The 18,181-nt window shown below is 63.7% G+C and carries 27 protein-coding genes; 5 read left to right on the plus strand and 22 right to left on the minus strand.

The window, feature by feature from the left end; all coding sequences use genetic code 11:
* Window positions 1–12: 12 nt before the first annotated feature.
* Window positions 13–360, minus strand: coding sequence for a divalent-cation tolerance protein CutA (gene cutA / locus AC6CR5_RS19695; RefSeq protein WP_020925825.1), 348 nt, complete (start codon window positions 358–360; stop codon window positions 13–15).
* 120 nt (window positions 361–480) lie between these two features.
* On the opposite strand from cutA, the gene AC6CR5_RS19700 reads away from it, so the two are divergent.
* Window positions 481–918, plus strand: coding sequence for an HIT family protein (locus tag AC6CR5_RS19700; protein ID WP_498084855.1), 438 nt, complete (start codon window positions 481–483; stop codon window positions 916–918).
* 102 nt (window positions 919–1,020) lie between these two features.
* Here the strand turns inward: AC6CR5_RS19700 and rplQ are convergent, their stop codons facing one another.
* From rplQ to AC6CR5_RS19795, 19 genes are all read right to left on the minus strand, one after another.
* Window positions 1,021–1,413 carry a 50S ribosomal protein L17 gene (gene rplQ, locus AC6CR5_RS19705; protein WP_006389635.1) on the minus strand — a complete coding sequence of 131 codons (393 nt, stop codon included), beginning with the start codon at window positions 1,411–1,413 and terminating at the stop codon, window positions 1,021–1,023.
* 187 nt (window positions 1,414–1,600) lie between these two features.
* The gene (locus AC6CR5_RS19710; RefSeq protein WP_006216514.1) at window positions 1,601–2,587 is read right to left on the minus strand and encodes a DNA-directed RNA polymerase subunit alpha; all 987 of its coding nucleotides are present in this window, start codon (window positions 2,585–2,587) and stop codon (window positions 1,601–1,603) included.
* A gap of 213 nt (window positions 2,588–2,800) precedes the next feature.
* A complete protein-coding gene (gene rpsD / locus AC6CR5_RS19715) occupies window positions 2,801–3,424 on the minus strand; it encodes a 30S ribosomal protein S4 (protein WP_006389633.1) in 624 nt (207 codons plus the stop codon).
* 11 nt (window positions 3,425–3,435) lie between these two features.
* The gene (gene rpsK / locus AC6CR5_RS19720; RefSeq protein ID WP_006216516.1) at window positions 3,436–3,837 is read right to left on the minus strand and encodes a 30S ribosomal protein S11; all 402 of its coding nucleotides are present in this window, start codon (window positions 3,835–3,837) and stop codon (window positions 3,436–3,438) included.
* 15 nt (window positions 3,838–3,852) lie between these two features.
* Window positions 3,853–4,218, minus strand: coding sequence for a 30S ribosomal protein S13 (rpsM, locus tag AC6CR5_RS19725; protein WP_006389632.1), 366 nt, complete (start codon window positions 4,216–4,218; stop codon window positions 3,853–3,855).
* A 43-nt stretch (window positions 4,219–4,261) separates the two neighbouring features.
* Complete coding sequence (rpmJ, locus tag AC6CR5_RS19730) at window positions 4,262–4,375, minus strand: 50S ribosomal protein L36 (protein WP_003806928.1); 114 nt, start codon at window positions 4,373–4,375, stop codon at window positions 4,262–4,264.
* Between the two features lie 34 nt (window positions 4,376–4,409).
* Window positions 4,410–4,628, minus strand: coding sequence for a translation initiation factor IF-1 (infA, locus tag AC6CR5_RS19735; RefSeq protein WP_006389631.1), 219 nt, complete (start codon window positions 4,626–4,628; stop codon window positions 4,410–4,412).
* Window positions 4,629–4,634: 6 nt separating this feature from the next.
* Window positions 4,635–5,960 carry a preprotein translocase subunit SecY gene (gene secY / locus AC6CR5_RS19740; protein WP_006389630.1) on the minus strand — a complete coding sequence of 442 codons (1,326 nt, stop codon included), beginning with the start codon at window positions 5,958–5,960 and terminating at the stop codon, window positions 4,635–4,637.
* Window positions 5,961–5,974: 14 nt separating this feature from the next.
* On the minus strand, window positions 5,975–6,415 hold the full coding sequence (gene rplO, locus AC6CR5_RS19745; RefSeq protein ID WP_020925824.1) for a 50S ribosomal protein L15: 441 nt from the start codon (window positions 6,413–6,415) through the stop codon (window positions 5,975–5,977).
* Between the two features lie 9 nt (window positions 6,416–6,424).
* Window positions 6,425–6,610, minus strand: a complete 186-nt coding sequence (gene rpmD, locus AC6CR5_RS19750) for a 50S ribosomal protein L30 (protein WP_006216520.1) — start codon at window positions 6,608–6,610, stop codon at window positions 6,425–6,427.
* A gap of 3 nt (window positions 6,611–6,613) precedes the next feature.
* Window positions 6,614–7,135 (minus strand): 30S ribosomal protein S5, encoded by a 522-nt coding sequence (gene rpsE, locus AC6CR5_RS19755; RefSeq protein ID WP_006389628.1) that lies wholly within the window; start codon window positions 7,133–7,135, stop codon window positions 6,614–6,616.
* A gap of 15 nt (window positions 7,136–7,150) precedes the next feature.
* Complete coding sequence (gene rplR / locus AC6CR5_RS19760; RefSeq protein ID WP_006389627.1) at window positions 7,151–7,516, minus strand: 50S ribosomal protein L18; 366 nt, start codon at window positions 7,514–7,516, stop codon at window positions 7,151–7,153.
* 21 nt (window positions 7,517–7,537) lie between these two features.
* A complete protein-coding gene (rplF, locus tag AC6CR5_RS19765; RefSeq protein ID WP_006389626.1) occupies window positions 7,538–8,071 on the minus strand; it encodes a 50S ribosomal protein L6 in 534 nt (177 codons plus the stop codon).
* A 12-nt stretch (window positions 8,072–8,083) separates the two neighbouring features.
* On the minus strand, window positions 8,084–8,479 hold the full coding sequence (rpsH, locus tag AC6CR5_RS19770; RefSeq protein WP_006216525.1) for a 30S ribosomal protein S8: 396 nt from the start codon (window positions 8,477–8,479) through the stop codon (window positions 8,084–8,086).
* 10 nt (window positions 8,480–8,489) lie between these two features.
* The gene (gene rpsN / locus AC6CR5_RS19775) at window positions 8,490–8,795 is read right to left on the minus strand and encodes a 30S ribosomal protein S14 (RefSeq protein ID WP_006227037.1); all 306 of its coding nucleotides are present in this window, start codon (window positions 8,793–8,795) and stop codon (window positions 8,490–8,492) included.
* A 12-nt stretch (window positions 8,796–8,807) separates the two neighbouring features.
* Window positions 8,808–9,347 carry a 50S ribosomal protein L5 gene (rplE, locus tag AC6CR5_RS19780; protein WP_006389624.1) on the minus strand — a complete coding sequence of 180 codons (540 nt, stop codon included), beginning with the start codon at window positions 9,345–9,347 and terminating at the stop codon, window positions 8,808–8,810.
* A gap of 12 nt (window positions 9,348–9,359) precedes the next feature.
* Entirely contained in the window at window positions 9,360–9,680 is a 321-nt protein-coding gene (gene rplX, locus AC6CR5_RS19785) for a 50S ribosomal protein L24 (protein WP_006389623.1), read from the minus strand.
* Window positions 9,681–9,691: 11 nt separating this feature from the next.
* On the minus strand, window positions 9,692–10,060 hold the full coding sequence (rplN, locus tag AC6CR5_RS19790; protein ID WP_006216531.1) for a 50S ribosomal protein L14: 369 nt from the start codon (window positions 10,058–10,060) through the stop codon (window positions 9,692–9,694).
* Window positions 10,061–10,412: 352 nt separating this feature from the next.
* On the minus strand, window positions 10,413–11,177 hold the full coding sequence (locus tag AC6CR5_RS19795; RefSeq protein ID WP_498084856.1) for an aspartyl/asparaginyl beta-hydroxylase domain-containing protein: 765 nt from the start codon (window positions 11,175–11,177) through the stop codon (window positions 10,413–10,415).
* 185 nt (window positions 11,178–11,362) lie between these two features.
* Between AC6CR5_RS19795 and AC6CR5_RS19800 the strand changes: the two genes are divergently transcribed.
* Window positions 11,363–12,790 carry an NAD-dependent succinate-semialdehyde dehydrogenase gene (locus AC6CR5_RS19800; protein WP_006389621.1) on the plus strand — a complete coding sequence of 476 codons (1,428 nt, stop codon included), beginning with the start codon at window positions 11,363–11,365 and terminating at the stop codon, window positions 12,788–12,790.
* 63 nt (window positions 12,791–12,853) lie between these two features.
* Here AC6CR5_RS19800 and AC6CR5_RS19805 read toward each other — a convergent pair whose 3' ends face one another.
* On the minus strand, window positions 12,854–13,714 hold the full coding sequence (locus tag AC6CR5_RS19805) for an AraC family transcriptional regulator (RefSeq protein ID WP_006389620.1): 861 nt from the start codon (window positions 13,712–13,714) through the stop codon (window positions 12,854–12,856).
* Window positions 13,715–13,776: 62 nt separating this feature from the next.
* Here AC6CR5_RS19805 and AC6CR5_RS19810 point away from each other — a divergent pair, with 62 nt between their 5' ends.
* Window positions 13,777–14,958 (plus strand): trans-sulfuration enzyme family protein, encoded by a 1,182-nt coding sequence (locus AC6CR5_RS19810; RefSeq protein WP_006389619.1) that lies wholly within the window; start codon window positions 13,777–13,779, stop codon window positions 14,956–14,958.
* A gap of 8 nt (window positions 14,959–14,966) precedes the next feature.
* Here the strand turns inward: AC6CR5_RS19810 and AC6CR5_RS19815 are convergent, their stop codons facing one another.
* Window positions 14,967–15,926, minus strand: coding sequence for an AraC-like ligand-binding domain-containing protein (locus tag AC6CR5_RS19815; RefSeq protein WP_006389618.1), 960 nt, complete (start codon window positions 15,924–15,926; stop codon window positions 14,967–14,969).
* Between the two features lie 163 nt (window positions 15,927–16,089).
* Between AC6CR5_RS19815 and AC6CR5_RS19820 the strand changes: the two genes are divergently transcribed.
* Entirely contained in the window at window positions 16,090–16,986 is an 897-nt protein-coding gene (locus AC6CR5_RS19820) for an alpha/beta fold hydrolase (RefSeq protein WP_054446518.1), read from the plus strand.
* 16 nt (window positions 16,987–17,002) lie between these two features.
* Window positions 17,003–18,175: a substrate-binding domain-containing protein gene (locus tag AC6CR5_RS19825; RefSeq protein WP_006389616.1), complete on the plus strand. Its 1,173-nt coding sequence runs from the start codon at window positions 17,003–17,005 to the stop codon at window positions 18,173–18,175.
* Window positions 18,176–18,181: the final 6 nt, after the last annotated feature.

The following is an 18,181-nucleotide window of genomic DNA, read 5'->3' on the forward strand; positions in this document are numbered from 1 at the left end:
CGGGTTGCAACATCAGTCTCTCTTGTTCTGCACGGCGGCCGTCTGCTGGCGCACCCAGTCGAGATAGGGCGCGGCGCCGCCGATGACCGGCAGCACGATGATTTCGGGCACGTCGTAGGGATGCATCTGCGCCAGGGCCTGGACCACGGCCTGGTGGCGCGCGTAGGTGGTCTTGATGTGGATGGGGATTTCCTCGGCCCCTTCCACCTCGCCTTGCCACTGGTAGATGGACAGGCCCGGCGCGCCAAGGTTCACGCAGGCCGCCAGGCCATCTTCGACCAGCACGTGGGCGATACGCTTGGCCAGCAACAGATCCGGCGCGTTGCTGATGACCAGCACGACGTCGTCATCGCGCAACATGGAGCCTCCTGGGATTACCCGTGTCGGATGTAACTCGGGGTATTTTATCGATATTGCCGCCCGCGTCCGCCCACAATCGGACCCGCGGCCACCGCGCACCCATCCCCCTCCGAGGCAAGCATGTCCGATAACTGCCTGTTCTGCCGCATCGCCCGCCACGAGATACCGGCCCACATCATCCACGAAGACGACCGCCTGATGGCGTTCCTGGACATCCAGCCGGTGCGCCCCGGACACACGCTCATCATCCCCAAGCAGCACTATCCGTACTACGAAGACATGCCCGCCGACCTGGCCGGACACATCGTCAACCTGGGGCAGAAGCTGGGCCGCCACATGAAGCGGCTGTATGGCGTGGATCGCGTCGGCTTCGCCTTCACCGGCATCCACGTCGCGCATACCCATGCGCACGTGATCCCCATGCACCATCCGCAGGACGTGACCTCGACGCAGTACATCGAACAGCAGGACCTGACCTTCCGCATGCCGCCCCAGGCGCCCCAGGAGGCGCTGGCGGCCACCGCCGCGCAGTTGCGGGACGAACTGCACGCTTCGTAGCGATCGGCGCGCCTGCGCCGCCGGGGCGCCCCGCGCGCGCCGCGCAAAAAAACAAGGGCGGGTCCGAAGACCCGCCCTTGTCGCTTATCTAGACACCGAAACTTATTCGGCGCTGTCCTCAGCGGCCTCATCGACTTCCGGACGGTCGACCAGCTCCATGAAAGCCATGGGAGCATTGTCGCCTTGACGGAAACCCATCTTCAGCACGCGGGTGTAGCCGCCGTTGCGGGCCGCGTAGCGCGGGCCGATTTCGGCGAACAGCTTCACCACGGCGTCGCGATCGCGCAGACGGGCAAAAGCCAGACGCTTGTTCGCGAGGGTGGGTTCTTTACCCAGCGTGATCAGGGGTTCGATGACGCGGCGCAGTTCTTTCGCCTTGGGCAGCGTGGTCTTGATGGCTTCGTGGGTGATCAACGAAACGGCCATGTTGCGGAACATGGCAAGACGGTGACTGCTGGTGCGGTTGAGCTTACGCAAGCCATTACCGTGACGCATGATAAGTATCCTTTGAATCTAGTGAAGGCGTTTCCGCCATCGGGTTATCCGGCTCTTCTATCGACCTGCAACCAGGCCGCGGTCCGGTGGAAAACGGTGCATTTTACGACGGTTTCGCAAACCGCCCGGCGGCAAGGCCGGGCGCCGCGGGAAGCGCCCCCGCGACAGGGGCGCCACCCTTCAAGACTTACGGACGCTCCAGGCCCAGCGGGGGCCAGTTTTCGAGCTTCATGCCCAGCGTCAGGCCGCGTGCGGCCAGCACTTCCTTGATCTCGTTGAGCGACTTGCGACCCAGGTTCGGGGTCTTGAGCAGTTCGTTCTCGGTACGCTGGATCAGGTCGCCGATGTAGTAGATGTTTTCGGCCTTCAGGCAGTTGGCCGAACGCACGGTCAGTTCCAGGTCGTCGACCGGACGCAGCAGGACCGGGTCGATCTGCGGCGTGCCGCGGACCGGGGCTTCGTACGAATCGCCGGCGCCTTCCAGGGCGGCGAAGACCGAGATCTGGTCCATCAGGATGCGGGCCGACTGGCGCACCGCTTCCTCGGGCGAGATGACGCCGTTGGTTTCGATGTCCAGCACCAGCTTGTCCAGGTCGGTGCGCTGTTCCACGCGGGCGCTTTCAACCGCGTAGCTGACGCGGCGGACCGGGCTGAACGAGGCGTCCAGGACGATGCGGCCGATGGTGTGGGTGCGGTCTTCCGACAGCGCGCGCACGTTGCCCGGCACGTAGCCACGGCCCTTTTCGACCTTGATCTGCATTTCCAGCTTGCCCGCGTCCGTCAGGTTGCAGATGGCGTGGCCGGGGTTGATGATCTCGACGTCGTGCGGCAGCTCGATGTCGCTGGCCAGCACGGTGCCGGCGCCGGTCTTGCGCAGGACCAGGGTGACTTCGTCACGGTTGTGCAGCTTGAAGACCACGCCCTTCAGGTTCAGCAGGATGTCGACGACATCTTCGCGAACGCCCGGGATGGTCGAGTATTCGTGCACCACGCCCGTCATCTGGACTTCGGTCGGCGCGTAGCCGGTCATCGAAGACAGCAGGATGCGGCGCAGGGCGTTGCCCAGCGTATGGCCGTAGCCGCGCTCGAACGGCTCCATCACGATCTTGGCATGGTGGGTGCCGACCGGTTCGACTTCAATGGAGCGCGGCTTCAGGAAACCTTGAGTGGACATGTACTGTGTTCCTTTTCAATACCCTCGGCTCGTTACACCGATAAGGCTGATGGACAGGTTGAAACGTGAAACGCGGGCAGCGCAAAAAGCCGCCCGATACTTACCGCAAAGCCCGCCCCGCCAAACGGCGGAAAGCGGGCTGCTGCGAGACTTGCAAACCGGTCGCGAAACCAGCTCGCCAGCACCTTGCGAAGGAGGCGCCGGCAGGCGTGATTAACGCGAGTACAGTTCGACGACCATCGATTCGTTGATGTCGCGAGCGACGTCAGCGCGATCGGGGGCCGACTTGAACGTGCCGGTCAGCTTGGTCGTGTCGACTTCCACCCACTGGGGGATGCCGATGCTGGTGGCCAGGTCGAGCGATTCCTTGATGCGGCCTTGCTTCTTGGCCTTTTCGCGGATCGAGATGACGTCGCCAGCCTTGACCAGCATCGAAGCGATGTCGGCGGTGTGGCCGTTCAGTTCGATGGCGCGGTGGCTCACCAGCTGGCGAGCTTCGGCGCGGGTCGAGCCGAAGCCCATGCGGTAGACGACGTTGTCCAGGCGCGATTCCAGCAGCTGGATCAGCGTTTCGCCGGTGTTGCCACGGCGACGCTCGGCTTCAGCGAAGTACTTGCGGAATTGCTTTTCCAGCACGCCGTACATGCGCTTGAGCTTTTGCTTTTCGCGCAGCTGCAGGCCGTAGTCGGAAGTGCGGGCACCCGAAGTGCGGCCGTGTTGGCCAGGCTTGGAATCCAGCTTGCACTTGGAATCCAGCGAGCGGCGGGCGCTCTTCAGGAACAGGTCAGTACCCTCGCGGCGCGAGAGCTTGCATTTGGGTCCAATATAACGTGCCATGTGGATTCCCTTTAGATACGACGACGCTTCGGCGGACGGCAGCCGTTGTGCGGAACGGGCGTGATGTCGGCGATGGACGAGATCTTGATGCCCAGCGCGTTCAGCGCGCGGACCGACGATTCACGGCCGGGGCCGGGGCCCTTGATACGCACTTCCAGCGTCTTGATGCCGTATTCCAGCGCAACGCGGCCAGCCGTTTCAGCGGCAACCTGCGCGGCGAACGGAGTCGACTTGCGCGAACCCTTGAAGCCGGCACCGCCCGACGTGGCCCACGACAAAGCGTTGCCCTGACGGTCGGTGATGGTGATGATGGTGTTGTTGAACGAAGCGTGAACGTGCGCGATGCCGTCCGAGACGTTCTTCTTGACCTTTTTGCGCACGCGCGAAGCGCCGCTGGTGGAAGCTTTCGCCATAATCCAGTTCCTCGATTATTTCTTCAGGGACGCAGCAGCACGACGCGGGCCCTTGCGGGTGCGAGCGTTGGTGCGAGTGCGCTGGCCGCGCACGGGCAGGCCGCGCTTGTGGCGCATGCCGCGGTAGGTTCCCAGGTCGATCAAACGCTTGATCGAGAGCTGCACTTCACGACGCAGGTCACCTTCGACCGTGAACACACCAACGTGTTCACGGACGCGTTCCAGCTCAGCGTCGCTCAGATCCTTGACCTTTTTGTCAAACGGGACGTTAGCCGCTTCGCAGATCTTGCGAGCGCGCGTACGACCGATGCCAAAAATGGCGGTCAGGCCGATCTCGGCGTGCTGATGCGGCGGAATGTTAATGCCAGCAATACGGGCCATGACTGTTCCTTGAATAAATCCGTTGCGTAGTCGCTAACCCGAGTTAGCCTTGACGCTGCTTGTGACGCGGGTCGGTGCAGATAACGCGCACCACGCCGTGACGTTTGATAACTTTGCAGTTGCGGCAGATCCGCTTAACCGATGCCATTACTTTCATGGTTGACTCCTAATTTTCCGTAATCCGGTTCCGCTCATTTGGAGCGGAAAACTATCCTGGCTCGCGTCAGGTCATAGGGCGTGAGCTCCACTTTGACCTTGTCACCCGGCAGGATCCGGATGTAATGCATACGCATCTTGCCGGAAATATGGCCCAACACCACGTGGCCGCTTTCAAGCTTGACGCGAAATGTCGCGTTCGGGAGGTTCTCAAGAACCTCGCCTTCCATCGGAATGACTTCGTCCTTGGGCATTTTCTCTTACCGCATCGGCAAACCCGCGCCCTTGAAGTTGGCCTTCTTGAGCAGCGAGTCGTACTGGTGAGACATCATGTAGGCCTGGACCTGCGCCATGAAATCCATCGTCACCACCACAATAATCAACAGAGACGTACCACCGAAGTAGAAGGGAACGTTCCAGCGCATCACCAAGAATTCCGGCAACAGGCACACCAACGTGATGTAGATGGCACCTGCGAGCGTCAAACGCATCAGGATCTTGTCGATGTAGCGCGCCGTTTGCTCGCCCGGACGAATGCCCGGAACAAACGCACCACTCTTCTTCAGGTTGTCCGCCGTTTCGCGGCTGTTGAACACCAGAGCCGTGTAGAAAAAGCAGAAGAAAATGATCGCGACCGAGTACAGCGTGATGTAGAGCGGTTGACGAGGCGACAGGGCCGCGGCCAGGTCGCTGAGCCAACGCATGTTCTCACTGCTGGAGAACCAGCTCGTGATCGTTGCCGGGAACAGGATGATCGACGACGCGAAGATCGGCGGAATCACCCCGGCCATGTTCAGCTTCAGCGGCAGGTGCGAGCTCTGACCACCGTAGACCTTGTTGCCGACCTGACGCTTGGCGTAGTTCACCGTGATCTTGCGCTGTCCGCGTTCCACGAACACCACAAAAGCGGTAACCAGCACCACCAGAGCCACGATGAACAGTGCCGACAGCACGGACATCGCGTTGGTGCGGACCAGGTCCAACAGTGCAGCCAGCGCCGCGGGCAGACCCGCCACGATACCTGCGAAGATCAGGATGGAAATCCCGTTGCCGAGACCGCGTTCCGTGATCTGCTCACCCAGCCACATGACGAACATGGTGCCGGTGACCAGCGTCACGACGGTCGTGAAGCGAAACAGCATGCCCGGATCGATCACCAGTCCCTGCTGGGACTCAAGCGCCACCGAAATGCCCACAGCCTGCACCAGCGCCAGCACGACCGTGCCGTAGCGGGTGTATTGGGTAATCTTCCGACGACCGGCCTCGCCCTCTTTCTTGAGCGCTTCCAGCGACGGCACCACCACCGACATCAACTGCATGATGATGGATGCCGAAATGTACGGCATGATCCCCAGGGCAAAAATCGAGAAGCGCGAGAGCGCCCCGCCCGAGAACATGTTGAACAGGCCCAGGATCCCGCCCTGGTTCTGGCGGAACAAGTCCGCCAGCGCGTCCGGGTTGATACCCGGAACGGGGATGTGTGTACCCAAACGGTAAACCACCAGGGCGAGCACCAGGAACACGAGGCGGCGCTTGAGGTCGCCGTACCGCGTTCCGGTTTTACCCAATGCCTGCGCGTTAGCCACTCGTCACCTCGTGATCAAGCAAGCGAGCCGCCCGCGGCTTCGATGGCGGCGCGAGCGCCAGCCGTCGCGGTAATGCCCTTGAGCACGACCTTGCGCGAGAGTTCACCCGACTTGATGACCTTGGCGTAACGAACCGCCTGGCCAATCACGCCAGCCGCCTTCAGCACTTGCACGTCGATTTCGTCGACGGGCACGGCTTGCAGGTCCGACAGACGGACTTCGGCGTACAGGTGCTGACCCAGCGGGGTGAAGCCACGCTTGGGCAGGCGACGCTGCAGCGGCATTTGACCGCCTTCGAAGCCAACCTTATGGAAACCGCCCGAGCGCGACTTCTGACCCTTGTGACCACGGCCGGCGGTCTTACCCAGACCCGAACCGATGCCACGGCCGACGCGGCGCTTGGCGTGCTTGCTGCCCTCGGCGGGCTTCAGCGTATTAAGTTGCATATCCGACATGGTGATTCCTTAGGCTTCCGAGACGGAAACGAGATAATCCACCTTACGGATCATCCCACGCACCTCGGGCGTATCGACCAGCACGCGGCTGCTGTTGATACGGCCCAAGCCCAGACCGCGAACCGTGTCACGGTGCGATTGCTTGGTACCGATCACGGAGCGCACGAGGGTCACTTTGATCTGCTTCTGAGCCATGATTTACCCCAGGATCTCTTCGACGGTCTTGCCGCGCTTGGCAGCAACATCCGCCGGGGTCAGGGAGGCGCGCAGGCCATTCAACGTGGCGCGAACCATGTTGTAGGGGTTGCTCGAGCCCAGGCTCTTGGCAACCACGTTACGCACACCCATCACTTCGAAAATAGCGCGCATCGGGCCGCCGGCGATGACGCCGGTACCTTCAGCAGCGGGCGAAATCAGCACGGTGGCGGCGCCATGCTTGCCGACCACGGTGTGGTGCAGCGTGCCGTTCTTCAGGGCCACCTTGAACATGCCGCGACGGGCCTGCTCCATAGCCTTCTGAACCGACACCGGCACTTCACGCGCCTTGCCCTTGCCCATGCCGACGCGACCATCGCCATCGCCAACCACGGTCAGCGCGGCAAAGCTCATGGTGCGACCACCCTTGACCACTTTGCTCACGCGGTTGACCGCGATCATCTTTTCGCGGAGGCCGTCATCGTTCTCTTTTTCCGCGGCGTTCTTGCCTTGTACTTTAGCCATTTGACAGATCCTCGCTTAGAACTTCAGGCCGGCTTCACGCGCGGCGTCGGCCAGCGCTTTCACGCGGCCATGGTAACGAAAGCCCGAGCGATCGAAAGCGACCAGTTCGATACCGGCAGCCTTGGCCTTTTCGGCCACGCGCTTGCCAACCAGCGAAGCGGCGGCCTTGTTGCCACCTTGGCCGGTCTGGCCAGCCAGCTGGGCGCGCACTTCGGCTTCCACCGTCGAGGCGCTGACCAGAACGCGATCGCCTTCCGGCGAAATGATATTGGCGTAGATGTGCTGGTTCGAGCGGAAAACCGAGAGGCGATGAACGCGCAGCTCGTTGATCTTCCGGCGGGTCGGAACCGCACGACGCAAACGGGAAACTTTTTTGTCCATGATTCGTCCTTGCGTGCGCCGTTATTTCTTCTTGGTTTCTTTGATGACGACGCGTTCGTCCGAGTAACGCACGCCCTTGCCCTTGTAGGGTTCGGGTTCGCGGTACGCGCGGATTTCAGCGGCCACCTGGCCGACGACTTGCTTGTTGGAGCCCTTGATGACGATTTCCGTCTGGGTGGGGCATTCGGCCTTGATGCCGGCCGGCAACTTGTGCAAAACGTCGTGCGAGAAACCGAGCTGCAGCTTAACGGCGTCGCCTTGAACCGAGGCGCGGTAACCCACGCCAACCAGGTTCAGCTTGCGCTCGAAACCCTTGCTCACGCCGTTGACCATGTTGGCCACCAGCGCGCGCACGGTACCCGACATGGCGTTGGCGTGACGGGTTTCGTTGGCGGCAACAAACGTCAGCTTGCCGTTGTCCAACTGAACCGTGACGTCGCCAGTCAGGGCCTGGGTCAGGGAACCCAGCGGGCCCTTGACGGTGATCTGATCCTGCTTGATGTCGGCTTCGACACCCTTGGGCAGGTCGACCGGATACTTAGCGATACGTGACATTCGAATTTCTCCTTAGGCCACGTAGCACAGCACTTCGCCGCCGACGCCGTTGGCGCGAGCCTTACGGTCGGTCATGACGCCGCGCGAGGTCGACACGATAGCCACGCCCAGGCCGTTCATGACCTGAGGAATGCTGGTACGGCCCTTGTAGATACGCAGACCGGGGCGCGAAACGCGTTCGATGCGCTCGATGACCGGACGACCAGCGTAGTACTTCAGGGTGATCTCGAGCTCAGGCTTGGCCTGGGTGCCCTTGATTTCAAAGCTGTCGATGTAGCCTTCGTCCTTCAGCACAGCGGCAATGGCCGCCTTCAGCTTCGAGGAGGGCATGCTCACCGTAACTTTGTCCACTTGCTGCGCATTGCGAATGCGGGTCAGCATATCGGCGATGGGATCGCTCATGCTCATATTCTTTCTCCTACCAGCTGGCCTTGGTGATGCCGGGGATTTCACCCTTCATCGCCATTTCACGCAGTTTGTGGCGCGTCAGGCCGAACTTGCGGAACACACCGCGCGGACGACCGGTGACCACGCAACGGTTACGTTGACGCGTCGGGTTGGCATTGCGCGGCAGCTGTTGCAGCTTGAGCCGAGCTTGGTAACGTTCTTCGTCGGTCTTCGACTGGTCGTCGATGATCGACTTCAACTCAGCGCGCTTGGCGGCGAACTTGTCAGCCAGCTTGGCGCGCTTGATGTCGCGATTGATGAGGGAAAGTTTAGCCACGTCATCAGCCCCTTAGTTACGGAACGGGAAGCTGAAGGCCGTCAACAGCGCCTTGGCTTCTTCGTCGGTCTTCGCGGTGGTGGTGATGCTGATGTTCAGCCCACGCAGCGCGTCGATCTTGTCGTACTCGATTTCGGGGAAAATGATCTGCTCTTTCACCCCGATGTTGTAGTTGCCACGGCCGTCGAAAGCACGACCCGAGATGCCGCGGAAGTCGCGCACGCGAGGCAGCGCAACCGCCACCAGGCGATCCAGGAATTCGTACATGCGTTGACCACGCAGCGTGACCATGCAACCGATCGGGTAGTTTTCGCGGATCTTGAAACCGGCGATAGCCTTCTTGGTCTTGGTCACGACAGGCTTTTGGCCAGCGATCTTGGTCAGGTCCGAGACAGCGTGCTCGATGACCTTCTTGTCGGCGACGGCTTCCGAGACACCCATGTTCAGGGTGATCTTGGTGATGCGCGGCACTTCCATGGCGCTCTTGTAGCCGAACTTGGCCTGCAGGTCGCCAGCGACCTTGCTCTTGTAGAAATCTTGCAAACGAGACATGTCTATCGCCCCTTACGCCTTGGCGCCGACAACGGCACCATTGGAACGGAACACGCGAACCTTGCGGCCTTCGACTTCTTGCACGCCGACGCGGTCGCCACGACCGGTGGCGGGGTTGAAGAGCGCCACATTCGAGATGTGGATCGGCATGGTCTTTTCGACGATGCCACCCGGGTTGTTGGCCATCGGGTTGGCTTTCACGTGCTTCTTGACGACGTTGACGCCTTCGACCAGGACGTGGTCGGCATCGACGCGCGCCAGCACGGTACCGCGACGCTTCTTGTCGCGGCCGGTCAGGACGATGACTTCGTCGCCTTTACGAATGTTGTTCATCGTAGGGCTCCTTACAGCACTTCCGGGGCCAGCGACACGATCTTCATGAACTTCTCGGTACGCAGTTCACGCGTAACGGGTCCGAAGATGCGGGTGCCGATGGGCTCCAGCTTGGCATTGAGCAACACGGCGGCATTGCCACCGAAACGAATCAGCGAACCGTCCTTACGGCGCACGCCCTTGGCGGTACGAACCACCACGGCATTGTAAATTTCGCCTTTCTTGACGCGTCCGCGCGGAGCCGCATCTTTGACGCTCACCTTGATGATGTCGCCGATACCGGCATAACGGCGCTTGGAGCCACCGAGCACCTTAATGCACATGACATGACGCGCACCAGTGTTATCGGCCACGTCCAGCGTGGTCTGCATTTGGATCATGATTTTTCCTGTTCCAACTTAACTGGAAATACGGTTTTCCCCAAAAAAGGGAACACTGCAATTCCTGCCAGTTTTGGTCCCGTCAGGTCAGCCGCCCTGCTTTGTTGCTGGCTGGTCTTGAGCTTTCGCCCTGAAACCATCAGCTGGTGGCAACGCAACGACCCTGGGTTGAAATCCTGCGGGTATTCCCCCAACACGTTGGCCCGGCTAGTTCCAGGCCAATCGACAATCTGGGAAAGCTGACCATTCTATCCTGGTTAGATTTTGAGCGCAAGCCCTTTGTGAAAGAGAGAGCAAATACACGACAGTGCCTGTGGACAACTGCCACTTGGCCGCCGTTCGGTAGGCCCGTTTAATCCGACCCCGTTTTATTCCGATAGTAGTTGCGTTCCCAGGCGTCGTGGTTGGCCTTGCCGCGCCGGATCTCGTCGGTGAAGGGCGCCGCCATCAGCACCAGCCGGTTCAGCCAACGGATCGGCGCCCGACAGGGGCGCTCGAAGTCGATGAACAGCACCGCGCGGGTGCCGTCCGTGTCGTTATGCACCTGGTGCGGATAGAGGTCGTCGAACACCACGGCCTCGCCCTCCTTCCAGTGGTAGCGCTCGCCGCCCACCTCGATCCAGCAGCGTTCGGCCGGCTGCGGCACCAGCAGCCCCAGGTGCAGGCGCAGGACGCCGTTGTAGGGGCCGGTGTGCAGCGGAATGCGCTTGCCCGGCTCGAGGATGGAATAGAACGCGGTGCGCAGGCCCGGAATCTCGCGCAGCGCCCGGGCGGTGGCCGGGCAGCGCGCCAGGTTGCGGTCCGAGCGCAGGCCGTAGCCCATGAAGACGAAAGTCTTCCACTGGTCGTCGGAAGTGATCATTCCGACATCCGGGGACAGTTCATGGAAGGACGGCAACTGCTCGCGCTCGGCCAGCAGGGCCATCAGCTCGGCGCGGATCGCGGGCGCCTGCGCCTCGAGGCGGGCGATCCAGGGGAACTGGCGGTTCTGGAAGATCGGGTGGTCCCCCACCAGGGAGGCTCGCGCGATGCGGTGGCGCAGCCAGTCGATGAAACGGAAGAAGACGCGGGAATAGACACTGGGCTGGCTGGATGGACGCGTATCGGCAGGTTGCACAATAGGTATCTATATAGACTTCCAAAGATGCATCATTTTGTCCATGGCGCCCCCCGGGCGCAAGTGCCGCCATTGGCTCCTAGCCGGCGACGGAGATTGGCCCTCCCCGTGGCGGACAAGCTGGTTTAGACTGGCATGGGCGATTGCGATCGCTACCCACTCCTATTTCGCAAGGAAAGACAGGCATGTATGAACAGTTGGCGCTGTATATCGACGGCGAATTCGTCGCCGGCGAGGGCAGGCGCACCCAGGACGTCATCAACCCGGCCACGCTGGAAGTGCTCGGCCAGCTGCCTCACGCCACCGAAGCGGATCTGGACCGTGCGCTAGCCGCCGCCCAGCGCGCGTTCGAATCCTGGAAGAAGTCTTCTCCCATGGATCGTTCGGCCATCCTGCGCAAGGTCGCCACCCTGTCGCGCGAGCGCGCCAAGGAAATCGGCCGCAACATGACGCTGGACCAGGGCAAGCCGCTGGCCGAGGCCATCGGCGAAGTCACCTCCTGCGCCGAGCACGCCGACTGGCACGCCGAGGAATGCCGCCGCATCTACGGCCGCGTGATCCCGCCGCGCAACCCGGACGTGCGCCAGATCGTGGTGCGCGAGCCGATCGGCGTCTGCGCCGCCTTCACGCCCTGGAACTTCCCTTACAACCAGGCCATCCGCAAGATCGCCGCCGCCCTCGGCGCCGGCTGCACGGTAGTGCTGAAGGGTCCGGAAGACTCGCCCAGCGCCGTCATGGCGATCGCCCGCATGTTTCACGACGCCGGCCTGCCCAAGGGCTGCCTGAACATCGTCTGGGGCGAACCGGCCAAGATTTCCGACTACCTGATCCGTTCGCCGATCGTGCGCAAGGTGTCGTTCACCGGTTCCGTGCCGGTGGGCAAGCAGCTGGCCGCGCTGGCCGGCGCGCACATGAAGCGCGTCACCATGGAACTGGGCGGCCATTCGCCGGTGCTGGTGTTCGACGACGCCGACATCGATCGCGCCGCGACCATGCTGGCCAAGTTCAAGGTCCGCAACGCCGGCCAGGTGTGCGTCTCGCCGACCCGCTTCTACGTGCAGAACGGCGCCTACGAGCAATTCCTGGCGCGTTTCTCCGACGTGCTCAAGAACATCAAGGTCGGCGACGGCCTGGAAGCCGGCACCGACATGGGCCCGCTGGCGCACGAGCGCCGCGTACCCGCCATGAGCGCCTTCATCGACGACGCCAAGAAGCATGGCGGCAAGGTGGTGGTCGGCGGCGGCCCGCTGGACCGCAAGGGCTTCTTCTTTGCCCCCACGGTGGTGACCGACCTGCCCGACAACTCCATGCTGATGACCGAAGAGCCCTTCGGCCCGGTGGCGCCGGTGGTCCGCTTCACCGACACCGATGAAGTGCTGGCGCGCGCCAACAGCCTGCCGTTCGGCCTGTCTTCCTACGTCTTCACCAATTCGCTGCAAACCGCCACCAAGGTCTCCAACGGCCTGGAAGCCGGCATGGTCAACATCAACCATTTCGGCAGCGCGCTGGCCGAGACGCCGTTCGGCGGCATCAAGGACAGCGGCATCGGCAGCGAAGGCGGCCTCGAAACCTTCGACGGCTACCTGGTGACGAAATTCATCACGCACATTTGACCGCCATACGACGATGATGAACGGGCTCCCCAAGGGGAGCCCTTTTTCTTGCCTCGCGCCTTCTCAACGGCCCGACAGATCGCGACGCACGTCGCGTTGGTACGAGGCGGGCGATGCGCCAACCAGACTCTTGAACCGTTTCGAAAAGTGGGCCTGGTCCGCGAAGCCGACGCTCAACGCCACATGGGCAGGCGCCTCCCCCCTGGCCAGGAGATGCCGCGCGCGCTCTATCCGGACCTGCAGCTGATACGCATGCATGGGCATCCCCACCTGCCTGCGGAATTGCCGCATCAGATGGTATGGACTCAGCGCGACCTCCTGCGCGATCGAAGCGATCGACAGCGCGTCGGCATAGCGATCCTCGATCAATGCCCTTGCCCGCCCGATCTCGGGCCGGGCGGCGCCCGTCCGGTCGCCGGTGGCCACGCCGCCATGGCGCGACGCCAGCAAGCCCAGCGCGCCCAGGACCAGGCTGTCCCGGGCCAGGCGCGTTCCGCCGCCTACCAGCGCGTCATGTGCATGCACCATCGCGCGAAAAACGCCGGCATCCTCGATCACGCCCGACTGGAACCCGACGGCCGTCGCCATGCCGACCGCATCCGACAGGGTCTGCGCCGGCACGTACAGCGCGCGGTATCGCAGTTCTTCCCCGGCCGCCCGCTGCCCAGTGTGCAGGTCGCCGGGATTGACCACCGATACCGAATACGGCGCGGCGAGATACGTGGCCCGTTCGCGCTGGAACGTCTTGGCGCCGCGTTCGATGAGACCGAACATGAACGTATCGTGGGTATGCGGCCGGAACGCGTGCCGCACGAAACGCGCCGCGGTCGCCACGGCGCCGCAGCCGTCCAGGCGCCACACGCGCACACCGTCGCGCAGGCCGGCATAGAGGCTGCCACCCTCGACCGCAGCAGGATCAGACAAGACAGCTGCGTTGCCGTCACTAAGATCGTAGGACCTGAAATCACCCGACGAGGTCATTGACGATGTCTCCCTACTCCGACTCCTACACCCGCTTGGCGCAGGCGGCCGTTTCGCCGCCGGAAAGTTCGTATCCCGTGGCCCCGCCGCTGTACCAGACGGCCAGCTTCGCCACGGACGAGGCCAGCGTCTTCCTCGACATGGCGACGCGGCCCCTGCATTCGGGATTCTATACACGCTACGGCAACCCGACGACCCGCGCGTTCGAGTCCGCGGTGGCCGACCTGGAAGGCGGCGAGTGCGCGCTGGCGACCGCCTCGGGCATGGGCGCCATCACAGCGGCGCTCTTCGCGTTCGCGGCGCGGGGCGACCATGTGGTCGCACAGCGCGTGCTATACGGTGGCACCACAGGACTATTGCAGAACATCGCCCCGCAGCTGGGAATCGACGTGACTTTCGTGGACCAGGCGGACGTGGCCGGGTTCGCGGCGGCCGTGCGGCCCAATACCCGCCTTTTCATGCTGGAAAGCCCGTCCAATCCAATGCTGCGACTGACCGACCTGGCGCGGCTGGCGGAAATCGCGCGGGCACGCGGCATCACGACGCTGGTGGACAATACGATCGCGTCGCCCATCAACCAGCGCCCCCTTGAATTCGGCATCGACCTCGTCATGCACAGCGCCACCAAATACCTGTGCGGCCACGGCGACGTGTCGGCAGGCGTGCTCGTTGGAGACGAGAGGCACATCAAGGCCGTCTGGGAAAAGGCTTACCTGCTCGGCGCCACGCTGGACCCGTTCGCGGCCTGGCTGGTGCTGCGGGGCCTGCGTACGCTGCCCATGCGGGTCGCGCGCCAGAATGAAACGGCGCTGACGGTGGCGCGGCACCTGGAAGCACACGCGTCGGTCTGCGCGGTTCACTACCCCGGCCTGGAAAGCCACCCGCAGCGGGCGCTGGCACAAACGCAGATGAGCGGTCACGGCGGCGTTCTCAGTTTCGAGGTGGCTGGAGGCATGGCTCAGGCCGAGCGAGTCGTGGGCGCGCTTGCGCTGGCCCATCGTTCGGCAAGCTTCGGGTCGTTCTCGACGCTGGTGGTGCATCCGGCGGCGATGTGGGCCGGCATGATGACACCGGAACAGTTGGCGGCCTCCGGGCTGCCGCCAGGTCTGATCCGGCTGGGAGTGGGTTTCGAGAGCCCTGCCGCAATCATCGACGATCTGGATACCGCGCTCGCGGCAGCCGACTGACGCCCCCGCTACGTCCGCGCGCGCAACTCGCGCGCGGATACGCCGAAGCGTCGCTTGAACAAGCGGCTGAAATGGGCCGGATGCGAAAACCCGACCTGATAGGCCAGCTCGGCGATACCGCGATGCCGATGGCGCGGATCCAGCAGTAGAACCCGGCAGCGCTCCAGCCGCTCGTCAAAGATGAACGATTCGACCGACATGCCGCCCCCGCGCATGATGCGATGCAGATAGGCCACGGACACGCCGCAGCCTTGCGCCACCCGTGCCGGGGACAGCGCCGGATCCGCCAGGTGCTGACGGATGTATGCGAGCACCCGCTGGCGATGCGCCAGCGTCACACTGCTGTCCGCTTCCGAGGCGTGCCCCTGCCCCGGCTGCACCAGGAACAACACGATCAGGTCGATCAGCCGTTCGCCCAGCTCCGCTGTCTCGGCCGGCGACCAGCCGTCCAATCCCTTGAACAGATGATCCATGTAGCTGGCCAGCATCGCACCGCGTGGCGAGCCGTCGTCGACGCGCAACTTGTAGAAGGGGCCGATGCGCGAATCCCGCTGCGACAACGCGCTGCGCGGAAACGACACGCTCAGGCTGCGATAGCCGCCGGCGCCGAGCGCGGTGGCCTGGTACGGCAGGCTCTGGTTCATCAGATAGACGCAACCAGGCTCGACCTGGAATTCGCGCCCCTGCTGCACCACGGCCAGCGGCCCTGCCAACGGCAGGCCGAAGGTGTAGAACTCCTGGTCCAGCCGCGAGACGTTGCCGGCGGTGCGTTCGAGCTTCTGTCCCTGGTAATGCAGGTCGTTGAATTGCAGGCTGGCGCGCCGCACGTAGCGCACGTGGCCGGCGAACTGGCCGGCCTGGCCGTGATGCACCTCGAACGGCCCGAAGGCGTCCGACAGCGCCGCGCGCCATTGCTCGTACCGATCGGCGCCGGCGATGGCCGAAGTGGCGAATTCCGTATCGGGCATGGCGCGGTCTCCTGGTTCGCGGGGGTCGGGGTGCTCGTGACCCTGCGTCTACATATTCTTGACTCACCCTGTCGCGGGCGGTCCGGCGCATTGTGGCGGCGCCTCGCGCAAGTCTATAGTCAGCGCCACAAGCATACAACCTGGACCACCCGGGAGGAGACCCATGGCCAACGCGCCCGCACAGGCCGCTCGCCACACGCCGGCTTCGCGCTATCTGCGCTGCGAGGGCCGCGAGCTGCATTACACCGAATGGGGCCGTCCGGACGCCCCCGCGCTCATCATGTGGCACGGCCTGGCCCGCACCGGCCGCGACTTCGACGAGCTGGCGCAGGCGCTGGCCGGCGACTACCGCATCATCTGCCCGGACACGATCGGCCGTGGCCTGTCGCAATGGAGTCCCGATCCGGTGGCCGAGTACCGGCTGGATTTCTACGCCCGGCTGGCGCGCGCCCTGCTCGACGGCCTGGGGCTGGACCGCGTGCGCTGGGTCGGCACCTCGATGGGCGGCGCCACCGGCATGTACGCCGCCGCCACCACGCTCAAGGACCGCATCTCGCACCTGGTGGTCAACGACATCGGACCGTCGCTGCCGCAGCCGGCGATTGACCGCATCCTGGCCTATGCCGGCAACCCGCCGGCCTTCGACACCGTCACCGAACTGGAAACCTGGCTGCGCGCCGCCTACAAGCCATATGGCTGGCAGAGCGACGAGCAATGGCGCCGCATGGCCGAGACTTCGATGCGGCGCCTGCCCGACGGCCGGGTCACGGCGCACTACGATCCGGCCATCGTCGGCCAGTTCCACCACCACCCGGCGGACTATGAACGCTGGGCGGAATACGACACGCTGCGCATGCCGCTGCTGCTGCTGCGCGGCACCGATTCGGACCTGCTGCTGCCCGAGGTCGCCGATGCCATGACCCGCCGCGGCCCGCGCGCGCGGCGCATCGACTTTCCGGACTGCGGCCACGCGCCGGCGCTGAACGTCGCGCCGCAGATCGAGGCCGTCCGCCAGTTTCTCGCCACGCCGGCCGCCGCCGCAGCCGCCGGCGCCCTCTAAGACCAAGGAGACTCCCATGAAACGCATCCTGCTCGCCACGCTGGCCGGCCTGTGCCTGAGTTCCGCCGCCATGGCCAAGGACTTCGTCGTGGCGCACGTCTACGACAAGACCGGGCCGCTGGAGGCCTATGCCAAGCAGACCCACAACGGCCTGATGCTGGGCCTGGAATACGCCACGCAAGGCACCATGACGGTGGCCGGCCGCAAGATCCGCGTGATCGAGAAGGACAACCAGGGCAAGCCCGACGTCGCCCGCGCCCAGCTCGCCTCGGCCTATGCCGACGACGACGCCGACATCGCGGTGGGCCCGACCTCGTCGGGCGTGGCGCTGGCCATGCTGCCGATCGCCGAGGAGTACGAGAAGATCCTGTTGGTGGAACCGGCGGTGGCCGATTCGATCACCGGCGACAAGTGGAACAAGTACATCTTCCGCACCGGCCGCAATTCATCGCAGGACGCCATCGCCAACGCCGTCGCCTTCGACCAGCCGGATACCTCCATCGCCATGCTGGCGCAGGACTACGCGTTCGGCCGCGACGGCGTCAAGGCCTTCAAGGGCGCGCTCAAGCAGGCCAGGATCGTGCATGAGGAATACCTGCCGGCCAACGCCACCGACTTCACCGCCGGCGCGCAGCGTCTGTTCGACGCGCTCAAGGACAAGCCGGGCCGCAAGATCATCTTCATCCTGTGGGCCGGCGCCGGCAATCCGTTCAAGATCGCCGACCTGGATCCGAAGCGCTTCGGCATCGAGATCGCCACCGGCGGCAACACGCTGGCCGCGATGACGCCGCTCAAGTCGCTGGCCGGCATGGAAGGCGCGACCTATTACTACTACGGCATCCCAAGGAACCCGATCAACGACTGGCTGGTGGCCGAGCACCAGAAGCGCTACGGCCAGCCGCCGGACTTCTTCACCGCGGGCGGCATGTCCGCCGCCATCGCCATCGTCACCGCGCTGAACAAGAGCGCCGGCAAGAGCGACACCGACACGCTCATCAAGACAATGGAAGGCATGAGCTTCGATACGCCCAAGGGCAAGATGACCTTCCGTCCCGAGGACCACCAGGCCATGCAGTCGATGTACCACTTCCGCATCAAGAACGACGCCTCGGTGCCGTGGGCGGTGCAGGACCTGGTCAAGGAAATCACACCCGACCAGATGGCGGTGCCGATCCAGAACAAACGCTGAGCCGCG

It is taken from the genome of Achromobacter sp. EG18 (assembly GCF_059759395.1).

Bases quoted from the DNA above. Each gene is read 5' to 3' on its own strand.
- infA (WP_006389631.1), bottom strand. From the start codon at position 4,628: ATGCCCAAGGACGAAGTCATTCCGATGGAAGGCGAGGTTCTTGAGAAC.
- rpmD (WP_006216520.1), bottom strand. From the start codon at position 6,610: ATGGCTCAGAAGCAGATCAAAGTGACCCTCGTGCGCTCCGTGATCGGT.
- rplQ (WP_006389635.1), bottom strand. From the start codon at position 1,413: ATGCGTCACGGTAATGGCTTGCGTAAGCTCAACCGCACCAGCAGTCAC.
- rplX (WP_006389623.1), bottom strand. From the start codon at position 9,680: ATGAACAACATTCGTAAAGGCGACGAAGTCATCGTCCTGACCGGCCGC.
- rpmJ (WP_003806928.1), bottom strand. From the start codon at position 4,375: ATGAAAGTAATGGCATCGGTTAAGCGGATCTGCCGCAACTGCAAAGTT.
- AC6CR5_RS19810 (WP_006389619.1), top strand. From the start codon at position 13,777: ATGTCTCCCTACTCCGACTCCTACACCCGCTTGGCGCAGGCGGCCGTT.
- AC6CR5_RS19820 (WP_054446518.1), top strand. From the start codon at position 16,090: ATGGCCAACGCGCCCGCACAGGCCGCTCGCCACACGCCGGCTTCGCGC.
- AC6CR5_RS19710 (WP_006216514.1), bottom strand. From the start codon at position 2,587: ATGTCCACTCAAGGTTTCCTGAAGCCGCGCTCCATTGAAGTCGAACCG.
- rpsE (WP_006389628.1), bottom strand. From the start codon at position 7,135: ATGGCTAAAGTACAAGGCAAGAACGCCGCGGAAAAAGAGAACGATGAC.
- rplF (WP_006389626.1), bottom strand. From the start codon at position 8,071: ATGTCACGTATCGCTAAGTATCCGGTCGACCTGCCCAAGGGTGTCGAA.
- rplN (WP_006216531.1), bottom strand. From the start codon at position 10,060: ATGATCCAAATGCAGACCACGCTGGACGTGGCCGATAACACTGGTGCG.
- rpsD (WP_006389633.1), bottom strand. From the start codon at position 3,424: ATGGCACGTTATATTGGACCCAAATGCAAGCTCTCGCGCCGCGAGGGT.
- rpsM (WP_006389632.1), bottom strand. From the start codon at position 4,218: ATGGCCCGTATTGCTGGCATTAACATTCCGCCGCATCAGCACGCCGAG.
- AC6CR5_RS19700 (WP_498084855.1), top strand. From the start codon at position 481: ATGTCCGATAACTGCCTGTTCTGCCGCATCGCCCGCCACGAGATACCG.
- AC6CR5_RS19815 (WP_006389618.1), bottom strand. From the start codon at position 15,926: ATGCCCGATACGGAATTCGCCACTTCGGCCATCGCCGGCGCCGATCGG.
- AC6CR5_RS19825 (WP_006389616.1), top strand. From the start codon at position 17,003: ATGAAACGCATCCTGCTCGCCACGCTGGCCGGCCTGTGCCTGAGTTCC.
- AC6CR5_RS19800 (WP_006389621.1), top strand. From the start codon at position 11,363: ATGTATGAACAGTTGGCGCTGTATATCGACGGCGAATTCGTCGCCGGC.
- rplE (WP_006389624.1), bottom strand. From the start codon at position 9,347: ATGTCTCGTTTGCAAGATTTCTACAAGAGCAAGGTCGCTGGCGACCTG.
- rplR (WP_006389627.1), bottom strand. From the start codon at position 7,516: ATGGACAAAAAAGTTTCCCGTTTGCGTCGTGCGGTTCCGACCCGCCGG.
- rplO (WP_020925824.1), bottom strand. From the start codon at position 6,415: ATGTCGGATATGCAACTTAATACGCTGAAGCCCGCCGAGGGCAGCAAG.
- cutA (WP_020925825.1), bottom strand. From the start codon at position 360: ATGTTGCGCGATGACGACGTCGTGCTGGTCATCAGCAACGCGCCGGAT.
- rpsK (WP_006216516.1), bottom strand. From the start codon at position 3,837: ATGGCGAAAGCTTCCACCAGCGGCGCTTCGCGCGTGCGCAAAAAGGTC.
- rpsH (WP_006216525.1), bottom strand. From the start codon at position 8,479: ATGAGCATGAGCGATCCCATCGCCGATATGCTGACCCGCATTCGCAAT.